At 65.7% G+C, this 22,751-nt stretch carries 25 protein-coding genes; 9 read left to right on the forward strand and 16 right to left on the reverse strand.

The features are described 5' to 3' along the window. Positions 1–28 precede the first annotated feature (28 nt). Together NLM15_RS19685 and radA are read right to left on the reverse strand one after the other, a co-directional pair. A complete protein-coding gene (locus NLM15_RS19685) occupies positions 29–658 on the reverse strand; it encodes a CvpA family protein (protein WP_097665957.1) in 630 nt (209 codons plus the stop codon). 166 nt (positions 659–824) lie between these two features. Continuing rightward, positions 825–2,270 carry a DNA repair protein RadA gene (gene radA / locus NLM15_RS19690; RefSeq protein ID WP_254118712.1) on the reverse strand — a complete coding sequence of 482 codons (1,446 nt, stop codon included), beginning with the start codon at positions 2,268–2,270 and terminating at the stop codon, positions 825–827. Positions 2,271–2,472: 202 nt separating this feature from the next. Here radA and NLM15_RS19695 point away from each other — a divergent pair, with 202 nt between their 5' ends. Continuing rightward, positions 2,473–3,630, forward strand: a complete 1,158-nt coding sequence (locus tag NLM15_RS19695) for an ABC transporter substrate-binding protein (RefSeq protein WP_254118713.1) — start codon at positions 2,473–2,475, stop codon at positions 3,628–3,630. Next, on the forward strand, positions 3,630–5,699 hold the full coding sequence (locus NLM15_RS19700) for a bifunctional diguanylate cyclase/phosphodiesterase (protein WP_254118714.1): 2,070 nt from the start codon (positions 3,630–3,632) through the stop codon (positions 5,697–5,699). Before NLM15_RS19695 ends, NLM15_RS19700 begins: the two co-directional genes overlap by 1 nt. Positions 5,700–5,705: 6 nt before the next feature. Here NLM15_RS19700 and NLM15_RS19705 read toward each other — a convergent pair whose 3' ends face one another. The 8 genes from NLM15_RS19705 to NLM15_RS19740 all read right to left on the reverse strand — a co-directional run bounded on the left by NLM15_RS19705 (position 5,706) and on the right by NLM15_RS19740 (position 11,671). After that, the gene (locus NLM15_RS19705) at positions 5,706–6,431 is read right to left on the reverse strand and encodes a sulfite exporter TauE/SafE family protein (protein WP_254118715.1); all 726 of its coding nucleotides are present in this window, start codon (positions 6,429–6,431) and stop codon (positions 5,706–5,708) included. 106 nt (positions 6,432–6,537) lie between these two features. Beyond that, positions 6,538–6,984: a ribose 5-phosphate isomerase B gene (gene rpiB / locus NLM15_RS19710; protein WP_212433903.1), complete on the reverse strand. Its 447-nt coding sequence runs from the start codon at positions 6,982–6,984 to the stop codon at positions 6,538–6,540. Positions 6,985–7,051: 67 nt separating this feature from the next. Next, a complete protein-coding gene (locus NLM15_RS19715; protein ID WP_254118716.1) occupies positions 7,052–7,846 on the reverse strand; it encodes a transporter substrate-binding domain-containing protein in 795 nt (264 codons plus the stop codon). Between the two features lie 19 nt (positions 7,847–7,865). Beyond that, positions 7,866–8,624, reverse strand: a complete 759-nt coding sequence (locus NLM15_RS19720; RefSeq protein ID WP_254124297.1) for an amino acid ABC transporter ATP-binding protein — start codon at positions 8,622–8,624, stop codon at positions 7,866–7,868. 1 nt (position 8,625) lies between these two features. Further along, positions 8,626–9,294: an amino acid ABC transporter permease gene (locus NLM15_RS19725; RefSeq protein WP_254118717.1), complete on the reverse strand. Its 669-nt coding sequence runs from the start codon at positions 9,292–9,294 to the stop codon at positions 8,626–8,628. Between the two features lie 7 nt (positions 9,295–9,301). Further along, on the reverse strand, positions 9,302–9,985 hold the full coding sequence (locus tag NLM15_RS19730; protein WP_254118718.1) for an amino acid ABC transporter permease: 684 nt from the start codon (positions 9,983–9,985) through the stop codon (positions 9,302–9,304). A gap of 10 nt (positions 9,986–9,995) precedes the next feature. Then, a complete protein-coding gene (locus NLM15_RS19735) occupies positions 9,996–10,985 on the reverse strand; it encodes an NAD(P)-binding domain-containing protein (RefSeq protein WP_254124298.1) in 990 nt (329 codons plus the stop codon). Continuing rightward, on the reverse strand, positions 10,931–11,671 hold the full coding sequence (locus NLM15_RS19740; RefSeq protein ID WP_254118719.1) for a FadR/GntR family transcriptional regulator: 741 nt from the start codon (positions 11,669–11,671) through the stop codon (positions 10,931–10,933). Before NLM15_RS19740 ends, NLM15_RS19735 begins: the two co-directional genes overlap by 55 nt. A 180-nt stretch (positions 11,672–11,851) precedes the next feature. Here NLM15_RS19740 and NLM15_RS19745 point away from each other — a divergent pair, with 180 nt between their 5' ends. The 3 genes from NLM15_RS19745 (at position 11,852) to NLM15_RS19755 (ending at position 13,525) form a co-directional block, all read left to right on the forward strand. Continuing rightward, positions 11,852–12,169, forward strand: coding sequence for a hypothetical protein (locus tag NLM15_RS19745; protein ID WP_254118720.1), 318 nt, complete (start codon positions 11,852–11,854; stop codon positions 12,167–12,169). Between the two features lie 75 nt (positions 12,170–12,244). Then, entirely contained in the window at positions 12,245–12,613 is a 369-nt protein-coding gene (locus NLM15_RS19750; RefSeq protein WP_254118721.1) for a GFA family protein, read from the forward strand. A gap of 96 nt (positions 12,614–12,709) precedes the next feature. Beyond that, the gene (locus NLM15_RS19755) at positions 12,710–13,525 is read left to right on the forward strand and encodes a hypothetical protein (protein WP_254118722.1); all 816 of its coding nucleotides are present in this window, start codon (positions 12,710–12,712) and stop codon (positions 13,523–13,525) included. Between the two features lie 131 nt (positions 13,526–13,656). On the opposite strand, the gene NLM15_RS19760 is transcribed toward NLM15_RS19755, so the two are convergent. Continuing rightward, the gene (locus tag NLM15_RS19760) at positions 13,657–14,433 is read right to left on the reverse strand and encodes an exodeoxyribonuclease III (RefSeq protein WP_254118723.1); all 777 of its coding nucleotides are present in this window, start codon (positions 14,431–14,433) and stop codon (positions 13,657–13,659) included. A gap of 40 nt (positions 14,434–14,473) precedes the next feature. Between NLM15_RS19760 and NLM15_RS19765 the strand changes: the two genes are divergently transcribed. Next, positions 14,474–14,692, forward strand: coding sequence for a cysteine rich repeat-containing protein (locus NLM15_RS19765; RefSeq protein WP_254118724.1), 219 nt, complete (start codon positions 14,474–14,476; stop codon positions 14,690–14,692). A 12-nt stretch (positions 14,693–14,704) separates the two neighbouring features. On the opposite strand, the gene alr is transcribed toward NLM15_RS19765, so the two are convergent. Then, on the reverse strand, positions 14,705–15,982 hold the full coding sequence (alr, locus tag NLM15_RS19770; protein ID WP_254124299.1) for an alanine racemase: 1,278 nt from the start codon (positions 15,980–15,982) through the stop codon (positions 14,705–14,707). Positions 15,983–16,028: 46 nt separating this feature from the next. Continuing rightward, positions 16,029–17,540, reverse strand: coding sequence for a replicative DNA helicase (locus NLM15_RS19775; protein WP_254118725.1), 1,512 nt, complete (start codon positions 17,538–17,540; stop codon positions 16,029–16,031). Between the two features lie 1,037 nt (positions 17,541–18,577). Between NLM15_RS19775 and NLM15_RS19780 the strand changes: the two genes are divergently transcribed. From NLM15_RS19780 to NLM15_RS19790, 3 genes are all read left to right on the forward strand, one after another. Beyond that, on the forward strand, positions 18,578–19,528 hold the full coding sequence (locus NLM15_RS19780; protein ID WP_254118726.1) for a hypothetical protein: 951 nt from the start codon (positions 18,578–18,580) through the stop codon (positions 19,526–19,528). A gap of 108 nt (positions 19,529–19,636) precedes the next feature. After that, positions 19,637–20,233 (forward strand): TetR/AcrR family transcriptional regulator, encoded by a 597-nt coding sequence (locus tag NLM15_RS19785; protein ID WP_254118727.1) that lies wholly within the window; start codon positions 19,637–19,639, stop codon positions 20,231–20,233. A gap of 11 nt (positions 20,234–20,244) precedes the next feature. Further along, on the forward strand, positions 20,245–20,712 hold the full coding sequence (locus NLM15_RS19790; RefSeq protein ID WP_254118728.1) for a PaaI family thioesterase: 468 nt from the start codon (positions 20,245–20,247) through the stop codon (positions 20,710–20,712). 36 nt (positions 20,713–20,748) lie between these two features. Here NLM15_RS19790 and rplI read toward each other — a convergent pair whose 3' ends face one another. The 3 genes from rplI to rpsR form a co-directional block, all read right to left on the reverse strand. After that, on the reverse strand, positions 20,749–21,351 hold the full coding sequence (gene rplI, locus NLM15_RS19795; protein WP_254118729.1) for a 50S ribosomal protein L9: 603 nt from the start codon (positions 21,349–21,351) through the stop codon (positions 20,749–20,751). Positions 21,352–21,400: 49 nt separating this feature from the next. Beyond that, the gene (locus NLM15_RS19800) at positions 21,401–22,378 is read right to left on the reverse strand and encodes a DUF2232 domain-containing protein (protein ID WP_254118730.1); all 978 of its coding nucleotides are present in this window, start codon (positions 22,376–22,378) and stop codon (positions 21,401–21,403) included. 129 nt (positions 22,379–22,507) lie between these two features. Then, positions 22,508–22,747, reverse strand: coding sequence for a 30S ribosomal protein S18 (gene rpsR, locus NLM15_RS19805; protein WP_007592020.1), 240 nt, complete (start codon positions 22,745–22,747; stop codon positions 22,508–22,510). Between the last annotated feature and the right edge of the window lie 4 nt (positions 22,748–22,751).

Raw genomic sequence — 22,751 nt, forward strand, 5'->3', positions numbered from 1 at the left:
CTCGTCCGCGCCTCTCTTTAGGGCTAAATCAACGCGCCGCAGGTTTCTCGATCAGCTTTTTAAGGCTGTCACGAGCCGGTTTGCTGTATCCGTCGCCACTGCCCGAAGGCTGCTGCTCGGAATCAGCTTGATCATCATCTGGTTTGTTTTTCTTGAATCTCTTCAAGATGGTGTTCTCGGGGTCGTCAGGCAAGAGGGCCATCAGCCAATCGCCGGTTCCCTGGAGCACCACGCGGGACTTGGCCCCCGTGACCCAGTCCGGGCGCTGCTTGTCCGGCACCAGCCAGGTGAAGAACAGGAACGCGACCACGACGATCAAAAGCCCGCGAGCCAGCCCAAACAGGAAGCCCAGGGTGCGATCCAGCGCACCGATGCGCGAATCCAGGATCATGTCGGAGATCCGGACCGTGATCACCGAGACCACGACCAGGGTTCCGACGAACACGCCCGCAACGACGACCACGCTCGCGACCGTGTCGTTGTTGAAATAGGTCTTGGCGGTCGGCAGCAGCTTCGAGAACGAGTACAGCGTCACGATGGCCGCCGCGCCCCAGGCCGCGATCGAGAGAATTTCGCGCATGAAGCCGCGGACCATGGCGAGCAGGCCCGAGATCAGCATCACACCGAGCAGGATCAGGTCGAGGATGGTTACTGGCATCGGCTGGTCTGGTCCGCTCGTACTTCAAAGGTGCTCAGCGAATCGGTGTTTGGCCGTGGCCCTAAGTGAGGGCCAGACGGCGTTCCCGGCAAGGCCGCAACCACGCAATCCCATGCTGCTTTTGTGACGGCTGTATAGCGGCGGGGGCGGAGGACGTCACCTCCGCCTAACCCTCTCCACGGCGGAATCTTGCCGGTGTGGCATTTTTCTCCGCCGGCGCGCTCTGTTCGCCGCGGCGGGAGCCCTTGGCGGCGATCTCGGCCACGAGGGTCGTGAGGCTGTTGACGGCGTTCAGGGACAGTCCGGCATCGCCGCCGGAGTCGCCCCGGGCCGATTCGGGCAGCACGGCGCGTTTGAAGCCGAGTTTGACGGCTTCCTTGAGCCGGGCCGGGGTCTGCGCCACCGGCCGGATCACGCCGGAGAGCGAAATCTCGCCGAAATAGACCGCGTCGGTGGGTAACTGCGCATTAACCAGGGACGACACCAGCGCGGCAGCAGCGGCCATATCGGCCGCCGGCTCGTGGATGCGCAGGCCGCCTGCGACGTTCAGATAGACGTCGTGACCGGACAGTTTGACCCCGCAATGGGCCTCCAGCACCGCCAGCACCATGGAGAGCCTGCTCTGATCCCAGCCGACCACGGCCCGGCGCGGAGTGCCGAGCGAGGTCGGCGCCACCAGCGCCTGCAATTCGACCAGAACGGGCCTTGTGCCCTCAATCCCTGCGAAGACCGCGGTGCCGGGCGTGCCGAGGTCGCGCTCGGACAGGAACAGCTCGGAAGGATTGGTGACTTCGCGCAGGCCAAGTCCCGTCATCTCGAACACGCCGATCTCGTCGGTCGGGCCGAAGCGGTTCTTCACGGCGCGCAGGATGCGGAATTGCTGCGAGCCTTCGCCCTCGAACGACAGCACCGCGTCGACCATGTGCTCGACCACGCGGGGGCCGGCAATCTGGCCGTCCTTGGTGACATGGCCGACCAGGATGATGGCCGCACCGGTCTTCTTCGCGAAGCGGATCAGCGCCTGCGCCGAGGCGCGCACCTGGGTGACCGTGCCGGGCGCGGATTCCACCGTGTCGGTCCACATGGTCTGGATCGAGTCGATCACGATCAGCCGCGGGACCGCACCTTCCGACAGCGTCGAGACGATGTCCTCGACCGAAGTCTCGGCGGCAAGCTGCACCGGCGCATCCGACAGGCCGAGCCGCTCGGCGCGCAGCCGTACCTGCGCGACCGCCTCTTCGCCGGAGATGTAGACGATGCGATGCCCGGCGCGCGCCATCATGCTGGTGGCCTGCGTCAGCAGCGTCGATTTGCCGATGCCGGGATCGCCGCCGACCAGCAGCACCGAGCCGCGGACGAAGCCGCCGCCGGTGACGCGGTCGAGCTCGGTCATGCCTGAAGACAGGCGCGGCGCGTCCGGGCTTTTGCCGGCGAGACTCTCCAGCGCAAAGGTCCGGCCCTTGCGCTTGGAGCGGATCGAGACTGGCACGCTGCCGGTCGTGTCCTCCTCGGCCAGCGTATTCCACTCGCCGCAGGACTCGCACTTGCCCTGCCAGCGGTTATAGGCCGCGCCGCAGTTCTGGCAGACGAAGGAAAGCGTGTTCTTGGCCATGGGGACAGCGAGTCGAGGGTTTCTGGTTTGCTGATAGCACGGAATGACGGGTGGAGACGGCGATCGCCAGCCCCCCAATTAGCGCAATTCACATCAGCCGATACACCCTTTGTTAGCTCTGCGCCGCGGCGCCGTTCCGGACTTTGCCAAATATTAGCGGACACCGGTCCAGTTTCGGAACCAATACGGGGTAGCGAACAGAATGACGGTAGTCTTGCGGATCGTGCTCGCTGTGGGCATCGCCTGCGGCGTATTTGTGCCGCCCGGCGGCGCCGTTGCGGCCGACGCGAGGCATCTCAACATCGTTTTCGTCAACCCCGGCAAGACCGGCGAGGTCTATTGGGACATGGTTTCGCAGACCATGCAGGCCGCCGGCCGCAAGCTCGATGCTCATGTCGAGGTGCTGACCAGCGAACGCAATTATCGCACCATGCAGGAGCTCGGGCTCGGCGTGGTGGCGCGCGCCGACAAGCCGGACTTCCTCATCCTGTCGAACGAGGAATCCGCCGCCGTGCCGATCCTGGAGGCGGCCGAGGCTGCCGGCGTCAGGACGCTGCTGTTGTCGAACACGCTGATCGGTGACGACGCGGCGCGTCTCGGACCGCCCCGGCAAAAGCTCAAGACCTGGCTCGGCGACATCACGACGGATCTTCAGACCGCGGGCGCGCGGATGGCCAATGCGCTGATCAGCGTGGCGCGCGCCGAGAAGTGGCAGAGCCCGGACGGCAAGATCCACATTCTCGGCATCGGCGGCGACGAGATCACGCCGGCCTCGATCGCCCGCAACGCCGGCCTCAAACTCGCGGTGGACGCCGCGCCCGATGTGGTGGTGGACCGGATGCTGTTCGCCAACTGGACCCAGTCGGAGGCCGAGCAGGTCACCACGAATTACCTGAGCTGGGCCGCGCGCAAGGAGATCCGGCCTGCCGGCATCTGGGCCGGAAACGATCCGATGGCGCTCGGCGCGCTTCGCGCGGTGGTCGCTGCCGGCCTCACGCCGGGCCGGAACATCCAGCTGGTCGGCCTCAACTGGTCGGAGGACGCACTGCGCGAGATCAAGGCGGGCCGTCTCCTGCTGACCGACGGCGGGCATTTCCTGCTCGGCGGCTGGTCGATCGTTCTGCTGCGCGACTACGCCGACGGCTGCGATTTCGCGGCGGTATCGCCCCGCGTCGAGGCGAAGACGGCTGCGATCACGCGCGGCAATCTCGCTGCGGTCGGAGACCTCATCAAGACGCGCGCCTTCGACCGGATCGACTTCGCACGTTTCAGGGCGAGGGCGGGGCGCTGCGGCCAGTATGATTTCTCCATCGATGCGCTCATCTCTTCGCTGACGCCGCCGGAAGGCGCTGCCGACTGATGCGAAACGGTAACGACACGAGCGATCCGGATCGCAAGCAGCACGCGCCGCCGTCGCGCTCGCGCTCGGTCGTCCGTGCGATGATCTGGGCCACCGTGCCGGTGCTGCTGGTGGTGCAGCTGCTTGCCTCCGCCGGCGTCGAGGCCTCGAGCTTCTGGTCGCAGATCAGGCAGCTCGACGCCCGCATTGTCCGCACGGCCGACAGCCGCGCCGAGCTGATCGCCGAGCCGCTCTGGAAGATGCGTTACGACCAGGTCACGAGCGTGCTCAACGAGATCATGCACGACGAGACCATCGCCGCGGCGGCGGTCTATGACGACACCGGCGTTGCGATCGCACGCGTGGTGGCGCGTCCGGCGGACCAGGCGGTCGCGGAAGTCTCGCGTCCGATCAACTACAGGAACGGCAACATCGCCGTGCAGGCCGGCCGTATCGCGATCGCCTATTCCTATGCGACGGTCTACGCGGACACGGGCAGCCGGCTGATGTTGCTTCTGGTCGTCGGCCTGCTCGCAACGTTTGCGACCATGGTTGCGATGCGGATCTCGGCCGACATCTTCATCGGCAAGCCGCTCGCCGCGATCATGTCGGCTATTCAGCGCAGCAAGCAGGACGGCCGCGCCTATCCGGCGGACATCAAATCGTCCAACGAATTCGGCCAGCTCGCGCACGCCTTCAACGCCATGCAGCATACGACTTCGGGTGCGCTCGACCGCCTCGGGCACATGGCCGCGCACGATCCGCTGACGGGCCTGCCCAATCGCCGCTCGCTGTCTGAGCACCTGGTGACCCTGAGCAGCGATGCCGGCTCGCCGGACTCGCTGATCGCTTTCTGCTTCATCGATCTCGACGACTTCAAGGGCATCAACGACACCTTCGGCCATGATGCCGGCGACAAGTTCCTGGTGCACATCTCCGAGCGCCTTCGTGATGCGGTCGAACCGCAGGATTGGGTGGCCCGGCTCGGCGGCGACGAATTCGTCGTCATCCGCCCCGAGGTCAGCAATGAAGCGACCGCCCAGGCCTTCGCGCGCCAGCTGCTCGATGCGATCTCCGAGCCGATCCGGCTGCACGACAAACAGGTCGTGCCGCGCGCCAGCATCGGCCTTGCCGTGCGCCGCGCCGGCGATCCTGAATTGTCGCATCTGCCGGCGCTCGCCGACATCGCGCTCTACCACGCCAAGAGCAAGGCGCCCGGCACGGTCGCCGTGCTGGACGAAGCGCTCCAGCGCGACTATCGCCGCCGCCGGGATCTCGAGCTCGCCATTCCCACGGGTTTCGCCGAGGGGCAGTTCGAGGTCTGGTATCAGAGCCAGGTCGACCTCGAGAGCCAGGCCGTCGTCGGCCTCGAGGCGCTGATCCGCTGGCGCCATCCCGAACATGGCCTGATCGGTCCCGGCGAATTCCTCCCCCTGATCGAGCGCAGCGGCAACAATGCGCAGCTGACGCGCTATGTGCTGACCGATGCCTGCCGCGCGCTGCAACGACTGGCGTCGGCCGGCAAGCCGCACATCCGGATCGCGATCAACCTGCCGCCGTCCGAGCTTGCCGACCATTCGTTCGCCGCAGAGCTGCGCGCGACCTGCGCGCGCTTCGATGTCGCGGCATCATTGCTGGAGCTCGAGATCACCGAGGGCTCGCTGATCAACAACATCGCCAGCGCCTCCGAGACGCTGCATCGCCTGCGGCGCCTCGGCGCAACCATCGCGCTCGACGATTTCGGCACGGGCTACAGCTCGCTCGCCCATCTCAGGCGTTTCCCGCTCGACAAGGTCAAGATCGACAAGGCCTTCATCAGCGAGATCCCGGCCAGCGCGGAAGACAAGGCGATCGTCGGCGTCATCGCCTCGCTCGCCGGCACGCTGGGGCTGACCCTGGTCGCGGAAGGCATCGAGCGGGCCGAGCAGGCGCAAGCCATGCGCGAGATGGGCGTGACGCTCGGGCAGGGCTATTTCTATCAGCGGCCGCAGCCGCTCGAGGCCGTGCTGCGATGGCTCGCGGGACAGGCGCCGGCGGAAAGCCGTGTTCTTGCGGAGAGCCCGTCGATCGCGCCGGAGTTCGCTGCCTGAGCGGGCCTACGGCTGGGTCGCATTCCACAACATCGAGAGCCCGGCGGCGATCATGATCGCGTCCATCACCATGCGGAACATCTCCGGCTTCAAGTGAAGCACGAAACGCTTGGCAATGAAGGCGCCTGACATCAGCGAGGAGCCCGCGATCAGGCCCTTGACGAACACGTCGCCGGTCAGGGCGCCGAACCGCTCGAACGTCACGGACTTCGCGAAGTAGAGCCCGAGCGAGGAGGCGGCCTCGGTGGCGAGGAAGGCGCCCTTGGACAGGCCGTAGAACAGGAACAGCGGCACGCTGAGCGGTCCGGTCGAGACCACGATGCCGGTGAGATAGCCGATGATCGCTCCGCCGATCGCCAGGTGCCAGAGATTGGCCTTCAGGTCATGCCGCGCCAGCCAGTGCCGCACCGGCACCATCGCGATCAGGAAGGTGCCGATGGCGAGATCGACCGCGTGCGAGGGGAGCGCGAGCAGCGTGCGGGCGCCGAGCGCCGCGGCCGGAATGCCGGTGACGGAATAGGCTGCACAAGCGCGCCAGTCGACCTCGCGCCACCAGGCCAGGATCCGGGAGAAATTCGCCATCACGGAGGCCACTGCCATGATGGGCACGGCTTCCTTCGGCCCGTAAGCATAGACCAGCACCGGCATGAGCATGATCGACGAGCCGGTGCCGACGATGCCCGAGACGGTGCCGGCGATCAGGCCGACGATAAGGACGAAGAGGAAGGCCAAGTTGCTCTCCACGAATCGGGAGAGTTTAGCCGTCGCCGGCCGTGCGGGCGATCCGTTCCAGGTAAGGGAACCGATCGCCCCGCGCATGCCCGGTCTGAGCGGGGCGTCAGCCTTGCTCGTCCATGACGCGCAGCTTCTCGACGCGGCGGCGGAAGTCCTCGTCGGTCGAGAATTCGGCCGAGAGATAGGACGAGACGAGATCGACCGCGAGCCAGGCGCCGACGATCTGCGCGCCGATGCACATGACGTTGACGTCGTCATGCTCAACGCTCTGATGGGCGGAATGGACGTCGTGGCAGACCGCGGCGCGGATGCCCTTCATCTTGTTGGCGGCGATCGAGGCACCAACGCCGGTGCCGCAGACCATGATGCCGCGCGCGGCTTCGCCCGAGGTCACCTTCTGGGCGACCGCCCGCGCGATGTCGGGGAAGTCCACCGGCTTGTCGTCGTAGGAGCCGACATCGATGACGTCGTGGCCGAGCTTGCGGATGTGGTCGATAACGGTCTGCTTGAGCGGCCAGCCGGCGTGGTCGGATCCGATGACGAGACGCATGTGATGTCCTTCTTGATCTTGCATGGGTCGTGACAGCCGCATGCGGCTGTCACGATTGTTTCTGGTCTTAGCTACGCATGTCCGGCGGCAGCTCGACGCCGTGGAATTTCTTGTAGATCGCGTTGAGCTTGCCGTTCTTGACGTTTTCCGTGATCCAGGCGTTGAGCTTGTCCATCAGGCGCTGCTCGCCCTTCTTCAGGCCGATGGCGAGGTCGAAGGTCGCCAGCGGAATCCGGGATTCGAACACGCGCGAAGGATTCTTCACGCCGATCTGGTTGATGATCGTCGCGGAGGAGGCGACGCAGTCGACCTGGCCGGAGACGGCCGCCGTCACCATCGTGGCGTCGTCGTCGTAGCGAGCGATCTTGAGGTCCTTGTCCTTCATGTTGGACAGGGTGGTGTCCTGCGTGGTGCCGCGCGAGACGCCGATCTGCTTGTCCTTCAGGTCGGGCCAGTCCTTGACGGTCGAGGATTTCAGGCAGCCGACGTCGGATTGCAGCGTCGCATAGCGCTTGGTGAAGTCGATGACCTTGGCGCGATCGGGCGTCACCGACAGGGTCGAGATGATGATGTCGGCCTTGCCTGTCAGGACGTTGGGGATGCGGGTCGCGCCGGTGGTCTGGATGAATTCGAGCTCGAGCCCCCAGTCCTTGGCGAGCAGCTGCGCCACTTCGACGTCGGAGCCGGTCGGCTTCATGCTCGCGTCCATCATGCCCGAGGGCGGAATGGCGACGTCCGTCGAAATGCGGATCTTCTTGGCCTGCGTGATGTCGTCGAGCAGGTCGGCTGATGCCGGCGTGGCCGATATCATGGCGAGGCCGAGCAGCGCAGCGGCGGTCCCCAGAAGCTTCTTGTTTGTCATCCTTGGTTCTCCCTTCCTGTTATGATTTTAAGTTTCCTGTGCCCACGAATTGCGTGAGTTCGGGCGTGGTCGGCGACGTCAGGATCGAGGCGGATCCGGTCTCGTGGACCTTGCCGCGATGCATGAAGACGATCCGGTCGGCGATCCCCTTGGCAAAGCCCATCTCGTGGGTGACCATCACCATGGTCATGCCGTCTGCCGCGAGCTGCTCGATCACCTTGAGCACCTCGGCGGTGAGCTCGGGATCGAGCGCGGAGGTGACCTCGTCGAACAGCATGACCTTCGGCTGCATCGCCAGCGAGCGGGCGATCGCCGCACGCTGCTGCTGGCCGCCGGAGAGCTGTTCGGGATAGGCGTGCAGCTTCTCCTCGAGCCCGACCTGCGCCAGCACTTTTCGCGCGAGGTCCTTTGCATGCGACGTGGCCATACCTTTCACCGCGCAGGGCGCCAGGGTGATGTTCTGCTCGATCGTGAGATGCGGAAACAGATTGTAGCTCTGGAATACGATGCCGACGTCCTGGCGCAGCGCGCGCAGATCGACGTCGGGACGATCGACGCGGTGCCCGCAGACGACGATCTCGCCGCCGTCGACCTTCTCGAAGCGGTCGATGCAGCGCAGCGCGGTGCTCTTGCCGGAGCCTGAGCGGCCGATCAGCGCCAGCACCTCGCCGCGCTCGACGGCAAAGGAGACGCCGTCGAGCACCCGGAGCGGGCCAAAGCTCTTCTGCACGTCGCGGAGCGACACGATCGGTTCGGGGGAGGAGGGGTTTTGCTGCATGTCAGGCTGGCGCGAGGTTGGACGTGCCACGCCCCATCCGTCGTTCCAGCTTCTGGCTGAACAGCGACAGGGGATAGCACATGGCGAAATAGACGACGGCGATGATCGCGTAGATGGCGAACGGCTCGAACAGCGAGTTGTTGACGATCTGGCCCGAGCGCATCAGCTCGACGAAGCCGACGACGGAGGCGAGCGAGGTGTTCTTGATGATCTGCACCATGAAGCCGACGGTCGGGGGCGTCGCGATGCGGATCGCCTGCGGCAGGATCACCTTCATCATGCGCTGGGTGCGGCTCAGCGCGAGGCCCTCGGCGGCTTCCCATTGCGGCTTCGGCACCGACTGGATGCAGCCGCGCCAGATCTCGCCGAGATAGGCGGCGACATAGAGCGTCAGCGAGGCGCCGGCGGCAGCGAGCGGCGACACTTTGAGGCCGATGGCAGCGAGGCCGAAATAGCCGAGGAACAGGATGACAAGCAGCGGCGTGCCCTGGATCAATTGGACATAGACGCCGCTGGCGATCCGCAGAGATCTAAGCGGCGAGATTCGCGCCAGCGCGATCACGAAGCCGACAATGCCGCCGCCGATCAGCGCGATCACCGAGAGACCGACGGTCCACAGCGCGCCCTGGCCGAGGAACATCAGATGGTTGATGTTGAGATGTCCGCCCATGGTCATCTCACAACGGCGTGCCGAGCCGGCGACGGCGCGGGAACAGTACGAGGCCGAGGCCCCAGAAGCCGGCGCGCATCACCAGCGACAGAATGACGTAGAGCACGGCGACGATGATGTAGGTTTCGAATGCCCGGTAGGTGTCCGACTGGATGTAGTTGGCGACGGCGGTGAGCTCTTCGGCCGAGATCTGCGAGCAGACCGAGGAGGCCAGCATCAACAGCACGAACTGGCTGGTCAGCGCCGGATAGACCTTCTCGATCGCCGGCAGCAGGATGATGTGCCAGTAGATCTGCAGGCGCGACAGCGCCAGCCCCTCGGCGGCCTCGATCTGTCCGCGCGGGATCGCCTCGAATCCGGCGCGCATGATCTCGGCGGTGTAGGCGCCGACATTGATCGTCAGCGCGGCCACCGCGACGGTGAAGGCGGAGAATTTCAGACCCAGGCTGGCGAGGCCGAAATAGACCAGGAAGATCTGCACCAGCAGCGGCGTGTTGCGGATGGTCTCGACATAAGCCTTGCAGGCGCCCGCGATCAGCGAATTGTGCGTGCCGCGTCCGACCGCCGCGAGCGTGCCGAGCAGGGCGCCCAGCACCGTCGCGAAGGCCGCAAGCTCCAGCGTGAGGGCGGCGCCGGCCACAAAACTCGGCCAACGCTCCAGCACTGCGGGAAAGTCGAGTTGGAGGCTCATCGTATCAGGTTCAGCCAGTGGTCTGGTTGGTCATGCGGTCGTAGACGCGGAACAGCGCCTGATTGCCGTTGCTGCCTTCGCCGTGGGCGCGCGCATCGACATACTGGCTGGTGACGAGCGCGGTGCCGGGCAGGGGCACGCTCAGCGCCTGGGCCTGCTCCTGCACGAGCCGAAGGTCCTTGAGCTGCAGGTCGATCCGGAAGCCGGCGGAGACGTCGCCAGCGATCATCGCGGGGCCGAGCTTGTCCAGCATCCAGGAGGCGGCGGAGCCACCGAGCAAAACCTTGCGCAGCAGATCGAGATCGAGGCCTGAAGCGCGCCCGAGCGCCAGGGCCTCGCAGATCGCCTGGATGTTGATGCCGCAGATCAGCTGATTGCAGAGTTTGACTGTCTGGCCGGCACCGGATGCGCCGACATGCGTGATGGTCGTGCCCATCGCGCGAAAGAACGGCTCGGCCTGCGCGAAGGCGGCCACATCGCCGCCGGCCATGATCGAGAGCGCGGCGTTCTTGGCGCCGACGGGCCCGCCCGAGACCGGCGCGTCGATGAAGCTGACGCCGACCTTTTGCAGGTCGGCATGGATCCGGCGGACCGCGACCGGCGAGATCGTGCTCATGTCGACGATCAGCTTGCCTGATGGAGGCGACTTCAGCAGGCCTTGCTCACCGTAAACGGTCGCCTCGACATGGGGCGTGTCGGGCAGCATCGTGATGACGATGTCGGCGCCATGCGCGGCATCGGCGGGGCTGTTGGCGCGGGTCGCGCCTTCCTTCGCGCTGTCGGCCAATGCGGCCTCGTTGAGATCGAAGACGCGAACCGCGTGCCCGGCCACCAGGAGGTTGCGCACCATCTCCCGGCCCATCGTGCCGATGCCGATGAAGCCGACCTTGCCCTTGTCGTTCCGTCCCATGTTGCTTGTCCGTTTCTTGGTTCGTTGGTCTGCGGTCAGCCCGAGGCGCTGGTCTTGTCGATGTCGCCGACGACGGCGCGCCTGCGGTATTCGTCGCCGATGGCAAAATGCTTGCGCAGCGTCGCGTCCGCGCGCTCGGGATCGCGCGCGATCACGGCTTCGAAGATGCGGCGGTGGTCGTCGATCAGATAGGTCTTCATCGACGGTAAGGCCTGTACCAGCTCGCGGCGGCTGCGATGCGAATGCGTCAGCAGGCCGGCCATGGAGCTGTGCAGGACCGTCAACGTCTCCGAATGCGAGGCCACGACGATGGCGCGATGGAAATCGAAGTCGGCCATGCCGCCGGCATCGGCCTCGTCGATGGTGTCCCCGATCTTGGCGAGTGCGCGCTGGAGGCGTTCGAAATCGGCGATGTTGGCGCGCTCGCAGGCGAGGCGGATCGCCTGGCATTCGATCGCGACGCGGGCCTGCATGACGTCGTCGAGCATGTCCGCCTGCTGGGCGAGCGCGAAGGTGAAGAAGTCGTTCAGCACGGAGACGTCCGGCCGCGTCACCACGGTGCCGATGCGGTCGCGGATCTCGACGATGCCGAGCACGGTGAGGGCACGCAGCGCCTCACGGACGATCGGACGGCTGACGCCGAGCTGGGTTGCCAGCTCGCGTTCGGAAATCAGGCGGTCACCGGGCTTGAGCGATCCCGCAAGCAGGCGCTCACGCAAGAAGGCGAACACCTTCTCGAACCCTTTTTCGCCCTCGGCGGCGCGCTTCAGCTCCATCCCGGTCTCTTTTGGTCTGATCTTGGTCAGACCAGTAGGCTAACCAGAGCGACCGCGTCAAGGGCCTTGGTTAATGGCGGGTGTCGCAGGCACGCCCAATCCGACCGGTTCCCCGGCCTGATCCTTCAAATTTGAAGCGTATTGATCGGAGCGTTCGCTCAAAGAATTTGAGGTCCCGCGATGCCCGATCACCATTCCTTCTCCGCGCTCGACCGCCATGCGGTGCTCGGCGGATCCGACAACGGCTTTCCCTGGTTTGCCGGCGCGATGCTCGCGGTTGAAGCGAGCGAAGTGGTGCGGCTGCGCTGCGAGAAGCTCCGCCATGGCGACGAGGCGGCCGGGCAGGAGGCCGTGCTGATGGTCAGCGAGAAGATCGCCGCGGCCTTCGAGGCGGCAGCGAACCTGCTCGCCGGAGCAACGCCGGCGGCGATCGTCCAGCGCTATCGCGAGCATGTGGCCGCAAATGCCAGGCGGCTCTCCTCGAACGAAGCTCCGTGACGAATTGCGCTGCTGACAGCATGTTGGCAGCAGGGGCAGGCTACGACCACCTCCTGACAAAACGGAGAGCGGGTCATGCCGATCGAGGCAAGCTGTCATTGCGGTGAGACGGTGTTCGAGGTGACGGAGGCGCCCGCGAGCGTGACCCGCTGCACCTGTTCGCTCTGCGCCAAGCGCGGCGCGTTGTGGGCGTACTACACGCCGGCGCAGTTTCGCCTGCTGTCACCCCCGGACAATGTCGCGACCTATCTGTGGGGCAGCCGCACGGTCAAACATCATTTCTGCGCAAGCTGCGGCTGCGGCACTTATTCGGAGTCCCCGGACTGGTCGACCGGCAAGCCGGATTTCGACAATCCCAAGGTCGCAGTGAACGCACGCCTGTTCGACGATTTCGATCTCGAGGCCGTGCCGGTGAACATGATCGACGGCAGGAATTTGTGGTGAGTGCCGGGCTCACGCATGTCTGCTCCACGCCCGTGCTCTTGAGGCTCTTTTGAAAAGCTGATTTGGTTCCGGCCCCGGACAACAAGGGGAGAAATCATGATGCGTCTTTTTGCGCGAGTGATGCTTGCGATGTGTCTGGCCGTTGCAGCCGGCTTCAATGCACAGGCGCAAACCAAGCCGAAGGTCACGACAGCAGGGCCCGACTTCCCGAAGGCGACCCTGTTCGTCGGCAACAGCTTCTTCTACTACAACAACGGCATGCCCGGGCATCTCTCGTTCATGGAGCGAGCCGCGGACGCGGCCAACAAGGCGGCGTATCGCAACACCATGGCCACGATCGGCGGCTCCGGCCTCGACTGGCACGACATGGACAATCTGCTGCGGCCGGGCGGCCTCGGCGCCTATTCCTTCGACGAGCAGAACAACGTCGTCTTCAACAAGCCCGGCAGGCAGTACGACGCGGTCGTGATGATGGATTGCAGCCAGTGCCCGATCCATCCGCAATTGAAGGACGTCTTCGCGACCTTCGCGAAGAAGGATAGCGACATCGTGCGCGCCCATGGCATGCGGCCGGTGCTGTTCATGTCCTGGGCCTATGCCGACAAGCCCGAGATGACGGACGCATTGGCGGAGGCCTATACGGTCGCGGGCAATGCCAACGATGCGCTGGTCATTCCGGCAGGTCTCGCGTTTGCGCGCGTCCGCAAGCTGCAGCCGGAGCTTAATCTCTATGCACCGGACAAGCGGCATCCGAGCCCGGCCGGCACGTATCTGGCGACGTGCGTCACGCTCGCCGCGCTGACGGGCCGCTCGCCGGTCGGCAATTCCTACACGATGGGGCTGGATGCGCCGACGGTGGAACTGTTGCAGAAGGCGGCGTGGGATACGGTGCAGGACTACTACGGGCGCTGATCTGAACTCGGCAGTAGGGCGGATTAGCGCAGCGTAATCCGCCACTGTTCATATCCGCAGAGACAGAAACGGTGGATTACGCCAGCGACCGCGCTTCGCGCAGCCGCGGGCTAATCCACCCTACGGCACTGTCATCGCGGCTTCAGCACCACCCACGCCGGCGCATGATCGCTGGCGCCGTCCTCGCCGCGGACCTCCTTGTCGACGCCGGCCTTGGCCAGGCGCGAGACGAGGGCAGGGCTGAGCAGGAGATGATCGAGCCGCAGGCCCGCATCGCGCGGCCACCGGTTCCGCTTGTAGTCCCAGAACGTGTAGATGCGTTTCTCCGGGTGCAGTTCTCGGATCGCATCGCACCAGCCTTGTTCGACGAGCGAGGCGAATGCCGCACGGCTCTTCGGCTGGATCAGCGCATCCTTGTCCCATGACCGCGTCGGATAGATGTCGATCTCACCAGGCGCGACGTTGTAATCGCCGGCGAGCACCACGGGCAGATCCTGCTTGATGAAGGTTTTGGCGTGGCGCTTGAGCCGCGCGAACCAGTCGAGCTTGTAGTCGAATTTCGGGCCCGGCTGCGGATTGCCGTTTGGCAGGTAAATGCTGGTGACGATGATTCCGCGCACGGCGGCCTCGATGTAGCGCGCCTCGAGATCTGCAGGCTTTCCCGGCAGGCGGTCGCGCGTCAGCACGGGCTCGGCGTTGCGGGCGAGGATGGCGACGCCGTTCCACGTCCTTTGTCCACACCAGACCGCGCCGTAGCCGGCCTTTTCGATCGCCGCCGCCGGAAATTCGCCATCACTTGCCTTCAATTCCTGAAGCGCGACGACATCGGGCTTCGCCGCCTTCATCCATGCCAACAGATTGGGCAGGCGGCGATTGATGTTGTTGATGTTGAATGTCGCAATCTTCATGTAGAGCTACCGGCTCCTGCCTTCCGTCTCCGGAGATACAATGTCCAAGTTGAGCTTTGCCGCCATTGCATTCGTCGTTGCGTTCTCCGGAGTCGCTTCGGCACAATCGTCCGATCCGCGCGGCGCATGCAAGGCGGACTATGACAAATTCTGCGCCGGCATCGCGCCGGGCGGCGGCAAGATCATCGCCTGCCTCAACGCCAAGCGCGATCAGCTCAGCGCGTCCTGCAAGACGGCGCTCGACAGCCGGAAGAAGTAAGCGGCGAGACGTTCAGCTCGGCAGCGGTGGCGGGCTCGCCGGCTGCTCGACGGGCGGCGGCGAGGGCGGCTGCTCGGCCGGCTGCGCAGGCTCCGGCCTTGCCAGCGGCTCCACCACATTGCCGCCCTTGTAGACGCGGGCGTAGCGGTGGCCGAGGCTGGTCAGCACCTCGTAGCCGATGGTGCCGAAATGATGCGCGAGCTCGTCGACGGTGATGCCCTCGCCGAGCAACGTCACCATGTGGCCGCGCCGCGCTGCGTTCGGCGGCAGATCGGTGATGTCGATCGCGATCAGGTCCATGGAGACGCGGCCTGCGACCGGGCAGCGCTTGCCGGCGACGATGACCTCGGCGCCGCGGGTGCCGTCATTGGAGCTGGCGGCGCGGAAATAGCCGTCGGCGTAGCCGACCGCGATGATCGCGAGCCTGGTCGGACGCCGCGCGGTCCAGGTGCCGCCATAGCCGACGCTCTCGCCGCGATCGACAGTGCGGATCTGCACAATGCGGGCCTTGAGGTCGACCACCGGCTGCATCGGATTGTCGGCCTCCGGCGTCGGGTTGACGCCGTAGAGCGCCGCGCCCGGCCGCACCAGGTCGAACTGGAACGGCGCGCCGAGGAAAACGCCTGAGGAATTGGCGAGCGCCGCCGGCACGCCGGAGAATTCGCTGGCGATGCCGCGGAAGGCCGCGAGCTGTTTGGCGTTCACGGAACTGTTGAGCTGCTCAGCCGAGACCAGATGGCTCATCACCAGCGTAATGCCGTGGTCGCCCGCGTGGATGCGGGGGATGATCGCCTGCGCGTCCGCAAGCGTCAGCCCGAGCCGGTTCATGCCGGTGTCGACGTGGATTGCGGCGCCGCCGGTCCAGCCGGTGCGGCGGCAGAACACGTCCCACTCGGCAAGCTCGTTGAGATCGCCGATCACCGGCCGGCAATTGATCTTGGCGTAGTGCTCGCCGGTGTTCTGGAAATAGCCGCCGAGCACGTAGATCGTGGGCTCCGGTACGGCCGCGCGCACCTTGCGCGCTTCCTCGATGGTGGCGACGAAGAAGGTCTTGCAGCCAGCCTTGCTCAGGGCACGCGAGACCTGCTCGGCGCCGCAGCCATAGGCATCGGCCTTGATGACGGCCGAGCATTCGGCCGGCACTGCCGTCTTCTCGAGCTTGCGCCAATTGGCGATGATGGCGTCGAGGTCGACGGTGAGCACGCCGCCGAAGGCAGCGAGCGCGGCAGCCTGATTGGCCTCCGCGGAGAGAAGGCCGGTTTGCGGGGTCATTTTCGGGTCGGACGCCATTGTCATGGCGCCGTTTTACGCAAGAGGCGTCTCTGGTTCAAGAAACTCAGTAGTCGCCACCGCTGCGAGCCGGCAGCTGACTGTCAGGCGCGAGGTCGCCGAACCGCGTGACCGAGGCTTCGAACGCCAGATCGACGGTGCCTGTCGGGCCGTGGCGCTGCTTGCCGATGATGACTTCGGCCTTGCCGTGCGCAAGACTCATGTCGAGCTGCCATTTCTCGTGCTCGGGCGTGCCGGGGCGCGGCTCCTTCATCGCGAGGTAATATTCCTCGCGATACACGAACAGCACGACGTCGGCGTCCTGCTCGATCGAGCCGGATTCACGCAAGTCGGAGAGCTGAGGCCGCTTGTCGTCGCGGGATTCGACCTGGCGTGAGAGCTGGGACAGAGCGATGACCGGAACGTTGAGCTCCTTCGCCAGCGCCTTCAGGCTGGTCGTGATCTCCGTGATTTCCTGCACGCGGCTGTCGCTGGCGCGCTTGCCCGAGCCCGACAGCAGCTGGATGTAGTCGATCACGAGCAGATCGAGGCCCTTCTGGCGCTTGAGCCGGCGTGCACGCGCCATCAGCTGCGCGATCGACAGGCCGCCGGTCGCGTCGACATAGAACGGCAGCGATTGCAGCTCGATCGAGACCTGGCGGATATTCTCGAAATCGGCTTCGGAGATGCCGCCGCGGCGGATGTGGGAGGAGGGAATGCCGGTGCGCTCGGCCACGATACGCGTGGCGAGCTGGTCGGCCGACATTTCGCAGGAGAAGAAACCGATGACGCCGCCATTGGCGGCCCTCATGGTGCCGTCGGCCTGGAGCTCCGGAACGTAGGCCTGCGCGACGTTGTAGGCGATGTTGGTCGCCAGCGACGTCTTGCCCATGCCGGGACGTCCCGCGACGATGATGAGGTCGGAGTGCTGCAGGCCGCCCATCTTGGTGTCGAGGTCGCGCAAGCCCGTCGAGATGCCCGACAGCTTTCCGTCGCGCTGGAACGCCTTCGCCGCGAGGTCGACCGCGACCGTCAACGCCTGCGAGAATTTCTGGAAGCCGCCGTCATAGCGGCCGGATTCGGCGAGCTCGTACAGGCGGCGCTCGGCGTCCTCGATCTGCGCCCGCGGCGCGAAGTCGACCGGGGCGTCGTAGGCGACATTGACCATGTCCTCGCCGATGCCGATCAGGTCGCGGCGCAGCGCCAGATCGTAGACGGTGCGGCCGTAATCCTGGGCGTTGATGATGGTGGTCGCTTCCGCCGCGAGCCGCGCCAGATACTGCCCGATGGTCATGCCGCCGACGTCAGTGTCGGCGGGCAGGAACGTCTTCAGCGTGACGGGCGTGGCGATCTTGCCCATCCGGATCAGGCTGCCGGCGGTCTCGTAGATGGTCTGGTGCAGCGGCTCGAAATAGTGCTTCGGCTCCAGGAAGTCGGAGACCCGATAGAAGGCGTCGTTGTTGACCAGGATCGCGCCCAGAAGGCTCTGTTCCGCCTCGATATTATGCGGAGCACTCCGATAGGCGGGAGTTCCGGGCTCGGGCGCGAGTTTGAGGACGTTCGAATCAGTCAGGGCCATGGTCGAGCGTTAGCAATTTTCTGGGCGGATGCGGGGCCGGGATAAAGCGCCGCCCCGGGCCAAAGCGGAAGCAAAAGCTCGCCGCTATCAACCGATCTTAAAAGCGGTGGATGATTGGCAACCGCAGCATGCCGCGCGCTTGACGGATTTTCGCGGAACTCGCCCGTCCAGCGGGGACCGTGACCGCGCCACGGAAAAATCAGGATGAGGTGAACCTAATGGATCGGCGGGCAGACGTATCGAGAAGTGCGCGAAATGACGCACGAAGGGAGCTCTGGGCTCAGATTCAGACCAGCAGAAGGTAGACCAGTGCAGCCAGGGCCGCTCCGATGCCGGTGGCGATCAGGGCGTAATCGGTGCGGAGGTCTTCCTGCGCGTCGAATGAGGTTTGGGTCTGCTTGCTCATAGCGACGGTCTAAGCCGAGCCCGACAAGACTTATGTGAAACAGATCACATCTCCCCGGATTCTTTCGGGGTACCACCGGAACCGGCGGGCCGGCGGGGGGTTGTCTCCCGCCATCAGGGAACGAGGCAAGCGATGCGGCCAGAACGGCAGCACCAGAATTGGCGAAGCGAGGCAGGCAGCCGGCTTTGGCTGACGGGGCTGATCGCGGCCATGCAGCACGCCGAGCGGCCCGAAGTGCGGCGCGAGCCTGTCTCGCCGGAGACCCTCGCGGACCTGCGGGAGCAATTGGCGTTAACGGCCTCTTTCCCGTCCGCTCCGATTTCGACCTTGCATCACTAGGATTGATTCAGCTTCAGGCCCGGGTTCGGCGCGCACGCAGAGGGGCGTCTGCGGCGATGTGGCTTTGCGACGATCTGCCGCTTTCCGGCAGGCGGCGCGTGGTCTCACAGGCCTCCGGCGTTCGAACGAGATGCTGCGCTATTGCACAGTGATCACAGCCGAATTCGAAAATCGCTTAATCACATCCTTGCGTGCGCGGGCTGCTTCCATTCGCGGCTCAATCCGCTAAAAGGTGACCCGCCGCGGCGCCGGATGCCGGCTGCAATCGCATGAATTCAATGGAGATGATGGGATGTCGAGCCGAGCGCTCAGCCTCGCGACGGTACTGCTTCTGATCGGCTTCGGCGCGACCGACGCCGTTCTGGCGCAGGCGACGAACCTCGAGGCGGGCAAGGCCCCATCCCAGCTTTTCGCGCAGACCTGCAATGTCTGCCACAAGAGCCCGCGCGGTCTGTTGAAGACGGTCGCGCCGGGCTCGCTGCCGGGCTTCCTGCGCCAGCACTACACGACCAGCTCCGACATGGCCGGCGTGCTCGCTTCCTATCTCGTCTCCAACGGTGCCACCGACACCCGCTATCAGGCCAAGGACGGCAAGGACAAGAAAGACGGCGCCAAGGATAAGGAAGCCAATACGGCTCCGGGCCAGGCGCCGGAACATCAGGGGCGCCGCCAGCGCTCGCAGGACGCCGCCAGGCCGGAAGGCGAGGCTGCTCCCGCGGCGGAGGGCGCGCGTCAGAAGCGCGCGGCGCGGCCGCCCGAAGAGGGATCCAAGGAAGGTGCGAAGCTCGAGGGCCAGGCAGCGCCCGAGGGACGCAAAGGTAAGCGTCGCGGCAAGCCTGGGACCGAGGAAGCACCGAAGGTCGACGCCGCCACACCGGCCGCCGACGACAAGAAGGGCGAGTCCAAGCCCGAGTTGAAGCCCGAACCCAAGCCCGAGCCGAAGCCCGACACGGCCAAGGTTGAGCCCGGCCGCGACGAGGCGAAGCCCGAAAGCGCCAAGGTCGAGCCGCGCGGCAGCGATGCTCCGGCGCTGCGACCCGATCCGGTCCCGCAGGTGACGCCGGCTGCACCGGCCGCCGCGAAGCCCGCCGAGCCGGCTGCGCCCAAGCCGGTCGAAGAAGCGGCTCCCAAGCCTGCCGCGAGTTCCGAGCCGGCAGCGAAGCCGCAGGAGCCGGCATCGCCCGCGACCGCTGCGGCGCCAGCCGAATCGTCCGGTTCGCCGACACCGCCGATTTCGCGATAAGGATCCCCATTTTCCGTCGACTTGCCGAAGGCCGCATCCATCGCGGCCTTAGCATCGTCTTGACCGCGATTAGAGTAACACTCTAGAGTAGTGCTCTAGGAGGCGGCGATGACGACGAGCATGCGTGACGATCTGTTGGCGGCCGGGCTTGTCGTGTTCGACCGCGTCGGCTTCGAAGCTGCGACGGTGGCGGCGATCCGCGCACGGGCGCGCGCTTCCAATGGCAGCTTCTTCCACGCCTTCGGCTCGAAGAAGGAACTCGCCGGCGCGCTGTTCCTGGAGGTGCTCAGGCACTATCACGCCGCAGTGCTGGCCGTGCTCGATCCTGCCCCCGATGCCGCGCAGGGCATCGATCGCCTGATCCGGGCGCATCTCGACTGGGTGGTGTCGAGCCGGCGCGAGGCGCGCTATCTCTTCGAGATCTCGCGCAGCGAATGGGGCGAGGACGTCCGCGACGCCCAGCGCGCGCAGAATGCGCGTCTTGCCGAAGGCATCGAGCGCTGGCGCGCGCCGCTCGTTGCCAGCGGCGAGCTTTTGCCGATGACGCCGGTGATGTTCGTCAGCCAGCTGATCGGCCCTGCTCAGATCTTCTGCCGCGCCTTTCTCTCAGGACGCGACCGCGCCGATCCGCGCAGCGAAGCCGACACCCTGGTCGCCTGTGCCGTCCGAGCATTGCGGCCGCCCGATCGCATCAACAAACAATGAGGAGAGGCCTCATGCGAGCCGAAGCAGATCCCGAATTCGCAGCCGTAGCCGAGCGCATCCACGCCAATGTCGGCCGGCAGGGTTTTATGAACCTGGTCGGCGCCGAGCTGTCGGACTTGTCGCGTGGCACCTGCACGATCGCGGTCGAACGCCGGCCGGAGCTGCTCCAGCAGCACGGCTTCTTCCATGGCGGCGTCACCGCCTTCCTGGTCGACAACGCCACAACCATCGCGGCGGCCACCTCGCGCGGCCAGCCGGCGCTGACGGCGGAATACAAGCTCAATCTGTTATCACCGGCGGTCGGTGAGAAGCTGATCTGCCGGGCCAGGGTGATCAAGCCGGGGCGCCAGGTCTCCGTGGTCGCGGCCGACGTGTTCTGTGTCAGCGACGGCGTCGAGAAGCATACGGCAACGGCGCTCGCCTCGATCGCGATGCTGAGCGAGGACGTCGCTACGAAAACGAAAAGCCCGGCCGCCTGAGGCGGCCGGGCTTCGCAACCTGCGCGAACGCGAGGTTTACTTCTCGGTTTCTTCCGCGGCCGGCGCCGGCTCGTCGTCGTGCTGGGCTTCCGGATCGAAGAACTCGCCGGCGGCGGCGATCGCCTCGGCGGCCGCATCGCGGTCCTCGTTGCGGGTCGAGATGTCCTCGCCGCGGTTGATGCGCTCGGCTTCGTCCTGGCTGCGTGCAACCGTGACGGTGATCTCGACTTCAACCTCGGGGTGGACGGCAACGGTGATCGAGTGCTTGCCGATGGTCTTGATCGGTGCGTCGAGCTGGATCTGCGGGCGAGCCAGTGAAATGCCGTCGGCTTCGAACGCGATGACGATGTCACGCACGTTGACCGAGCCGAACAGCTGGCCGGCTTCCGAAGCCTGACGGATCACGATGATGTTCTTGCCCTCGATCTTCTCGGCGACCTTGGACGCCTCGGCCTTGGACGCGAGGTTGCGGGCCTCGAGATCGGCCTTCATGCCGTCGTACTTGGCGCGGTTGTCGGCGGTGGCGCGCAGCGCCTTGCCGCGCTTGAGCAGGAAATTGCGGGCATAACCGTCGCGAACCTTCACGACTTCGCCCATCTGGCCGAGCTTGCTCACGCGTTCCAGCAAAATGACTTCCATATTCGTTCTCCTTTGAAGTGTTGAGTGAGTTGGATTTTCGAACTTGAACTTAAGGGGTCGGCAGTGGCGGCGGCTGGCGTGTGCGCAGGAAGCGCTCACGGAAGCCGAACACCGCATCCGCAAGGCCGAGGATCACCATCGCGATGACGGGCCAGCCGAACACGACGACGACGGCGTAGGTCGAGCCGAGCCAGAAGGTGCGGCTCTTCAGCGCCAGCGTCAGCGTATGCAGCACGGCGAAGCCGGTGAACGCGTAGCCCATCATCAGCGCCGCCGTGACGATCTGCGCGACGATCGCGAGCAACCCGCCGGTGAAGCAGAAGGCGAGTGCGACGCAGAGCCCGACCAGGGTCATCGGCGGCAGCTCGGCCGTCATCATGTCCGGCCAGGGACGGCGCAGCCGGCCCGACGTCGCCGTCACCTTGGCGCTGAGCCAGAGATTGAGCGTGAGCGTCATCATCGCGACGATGGTGGCGGCGGCCGGTGCGATGCGCACCAGCGCGTCGACGAACTGGCCGGCTTCGCCCGATGTCTGCGGGTCGGTGGCGCGGAGCAGGCGCATCAGGCCGCGCCGCAGCGTGCCGATGATGGTGTCGGCGTCGGTGCCGAGCGTGAGCAGGGCGGCGATCGTGGTCAGCGCGGCGAAGCCCGCGATCCACAGCAGAATGCGACCGACCGGATACCATTCGAGCTCGGGTTCGGCCGGCGGCTCGGTGGCGGCCTCCGGTGTGACGGGGCCTGTCCGCCGGCTGAGCAGGACGAGATGGCCGAGCCACCACGCCGGCAGCGCGACGGTGACGGCAAAGGCGATGCAGTAGGGCAGGCCGAACAGGGCCCCGAGGCCGAGCGCGGCGGCGATGCCGCCGAGGCTCGCGCAAAGCGGACCCCAGCCGATCGAGGCGACCATCAGCGGCAGCGGTGCGAGATAGAACAGGACGAGCGAGATCAGCGCGCCCGACACGATCGAGGCGAACATCAGGGCCGACGCAGCGCCGGCGATCAGGGCTATCAGTCCAAAAGCCATCATCAGCTGTCCCGCTCCCTTCGAGCGGTTAGAGGCATCTCGCCCCAACCATCGGCGACCGGACGACCCGGAAGCCTTATGAAACCAAAAGAAGTACGGCCGGCGGCAATTTTGCCGCCGGCCGAATTCGTCTTAGCGAATGACGTAGGGCAGCAGGCCCAGGAAGCGCGCGCGCTTGATGGCACGGGCGAGCTCACGCTGCTTCTTGGCCGACACCGCGGTGATGCGGCTCGGCACGATCTTGCCGCGCTCGGAGACGTAGCGCATCAAGAGCTTGGAGTCCTTGTAGTCGATCTTCGGAGCGTTAGCGCCCGTGAACGGGCAGCTCTTGCGACGACGGAAAAACGGACGGCGTGCACCAGCTTCAGCCATTGAT

The organism is Bradyrhizobium sp. CCGB20, from assembly GCF_024199855.1.
Lineage (GTDB): Bacteria > Pseudomonadota > Alphaproteobacteria > Rhizobiales > Xanthobacteraceae > Bradyrhizobium.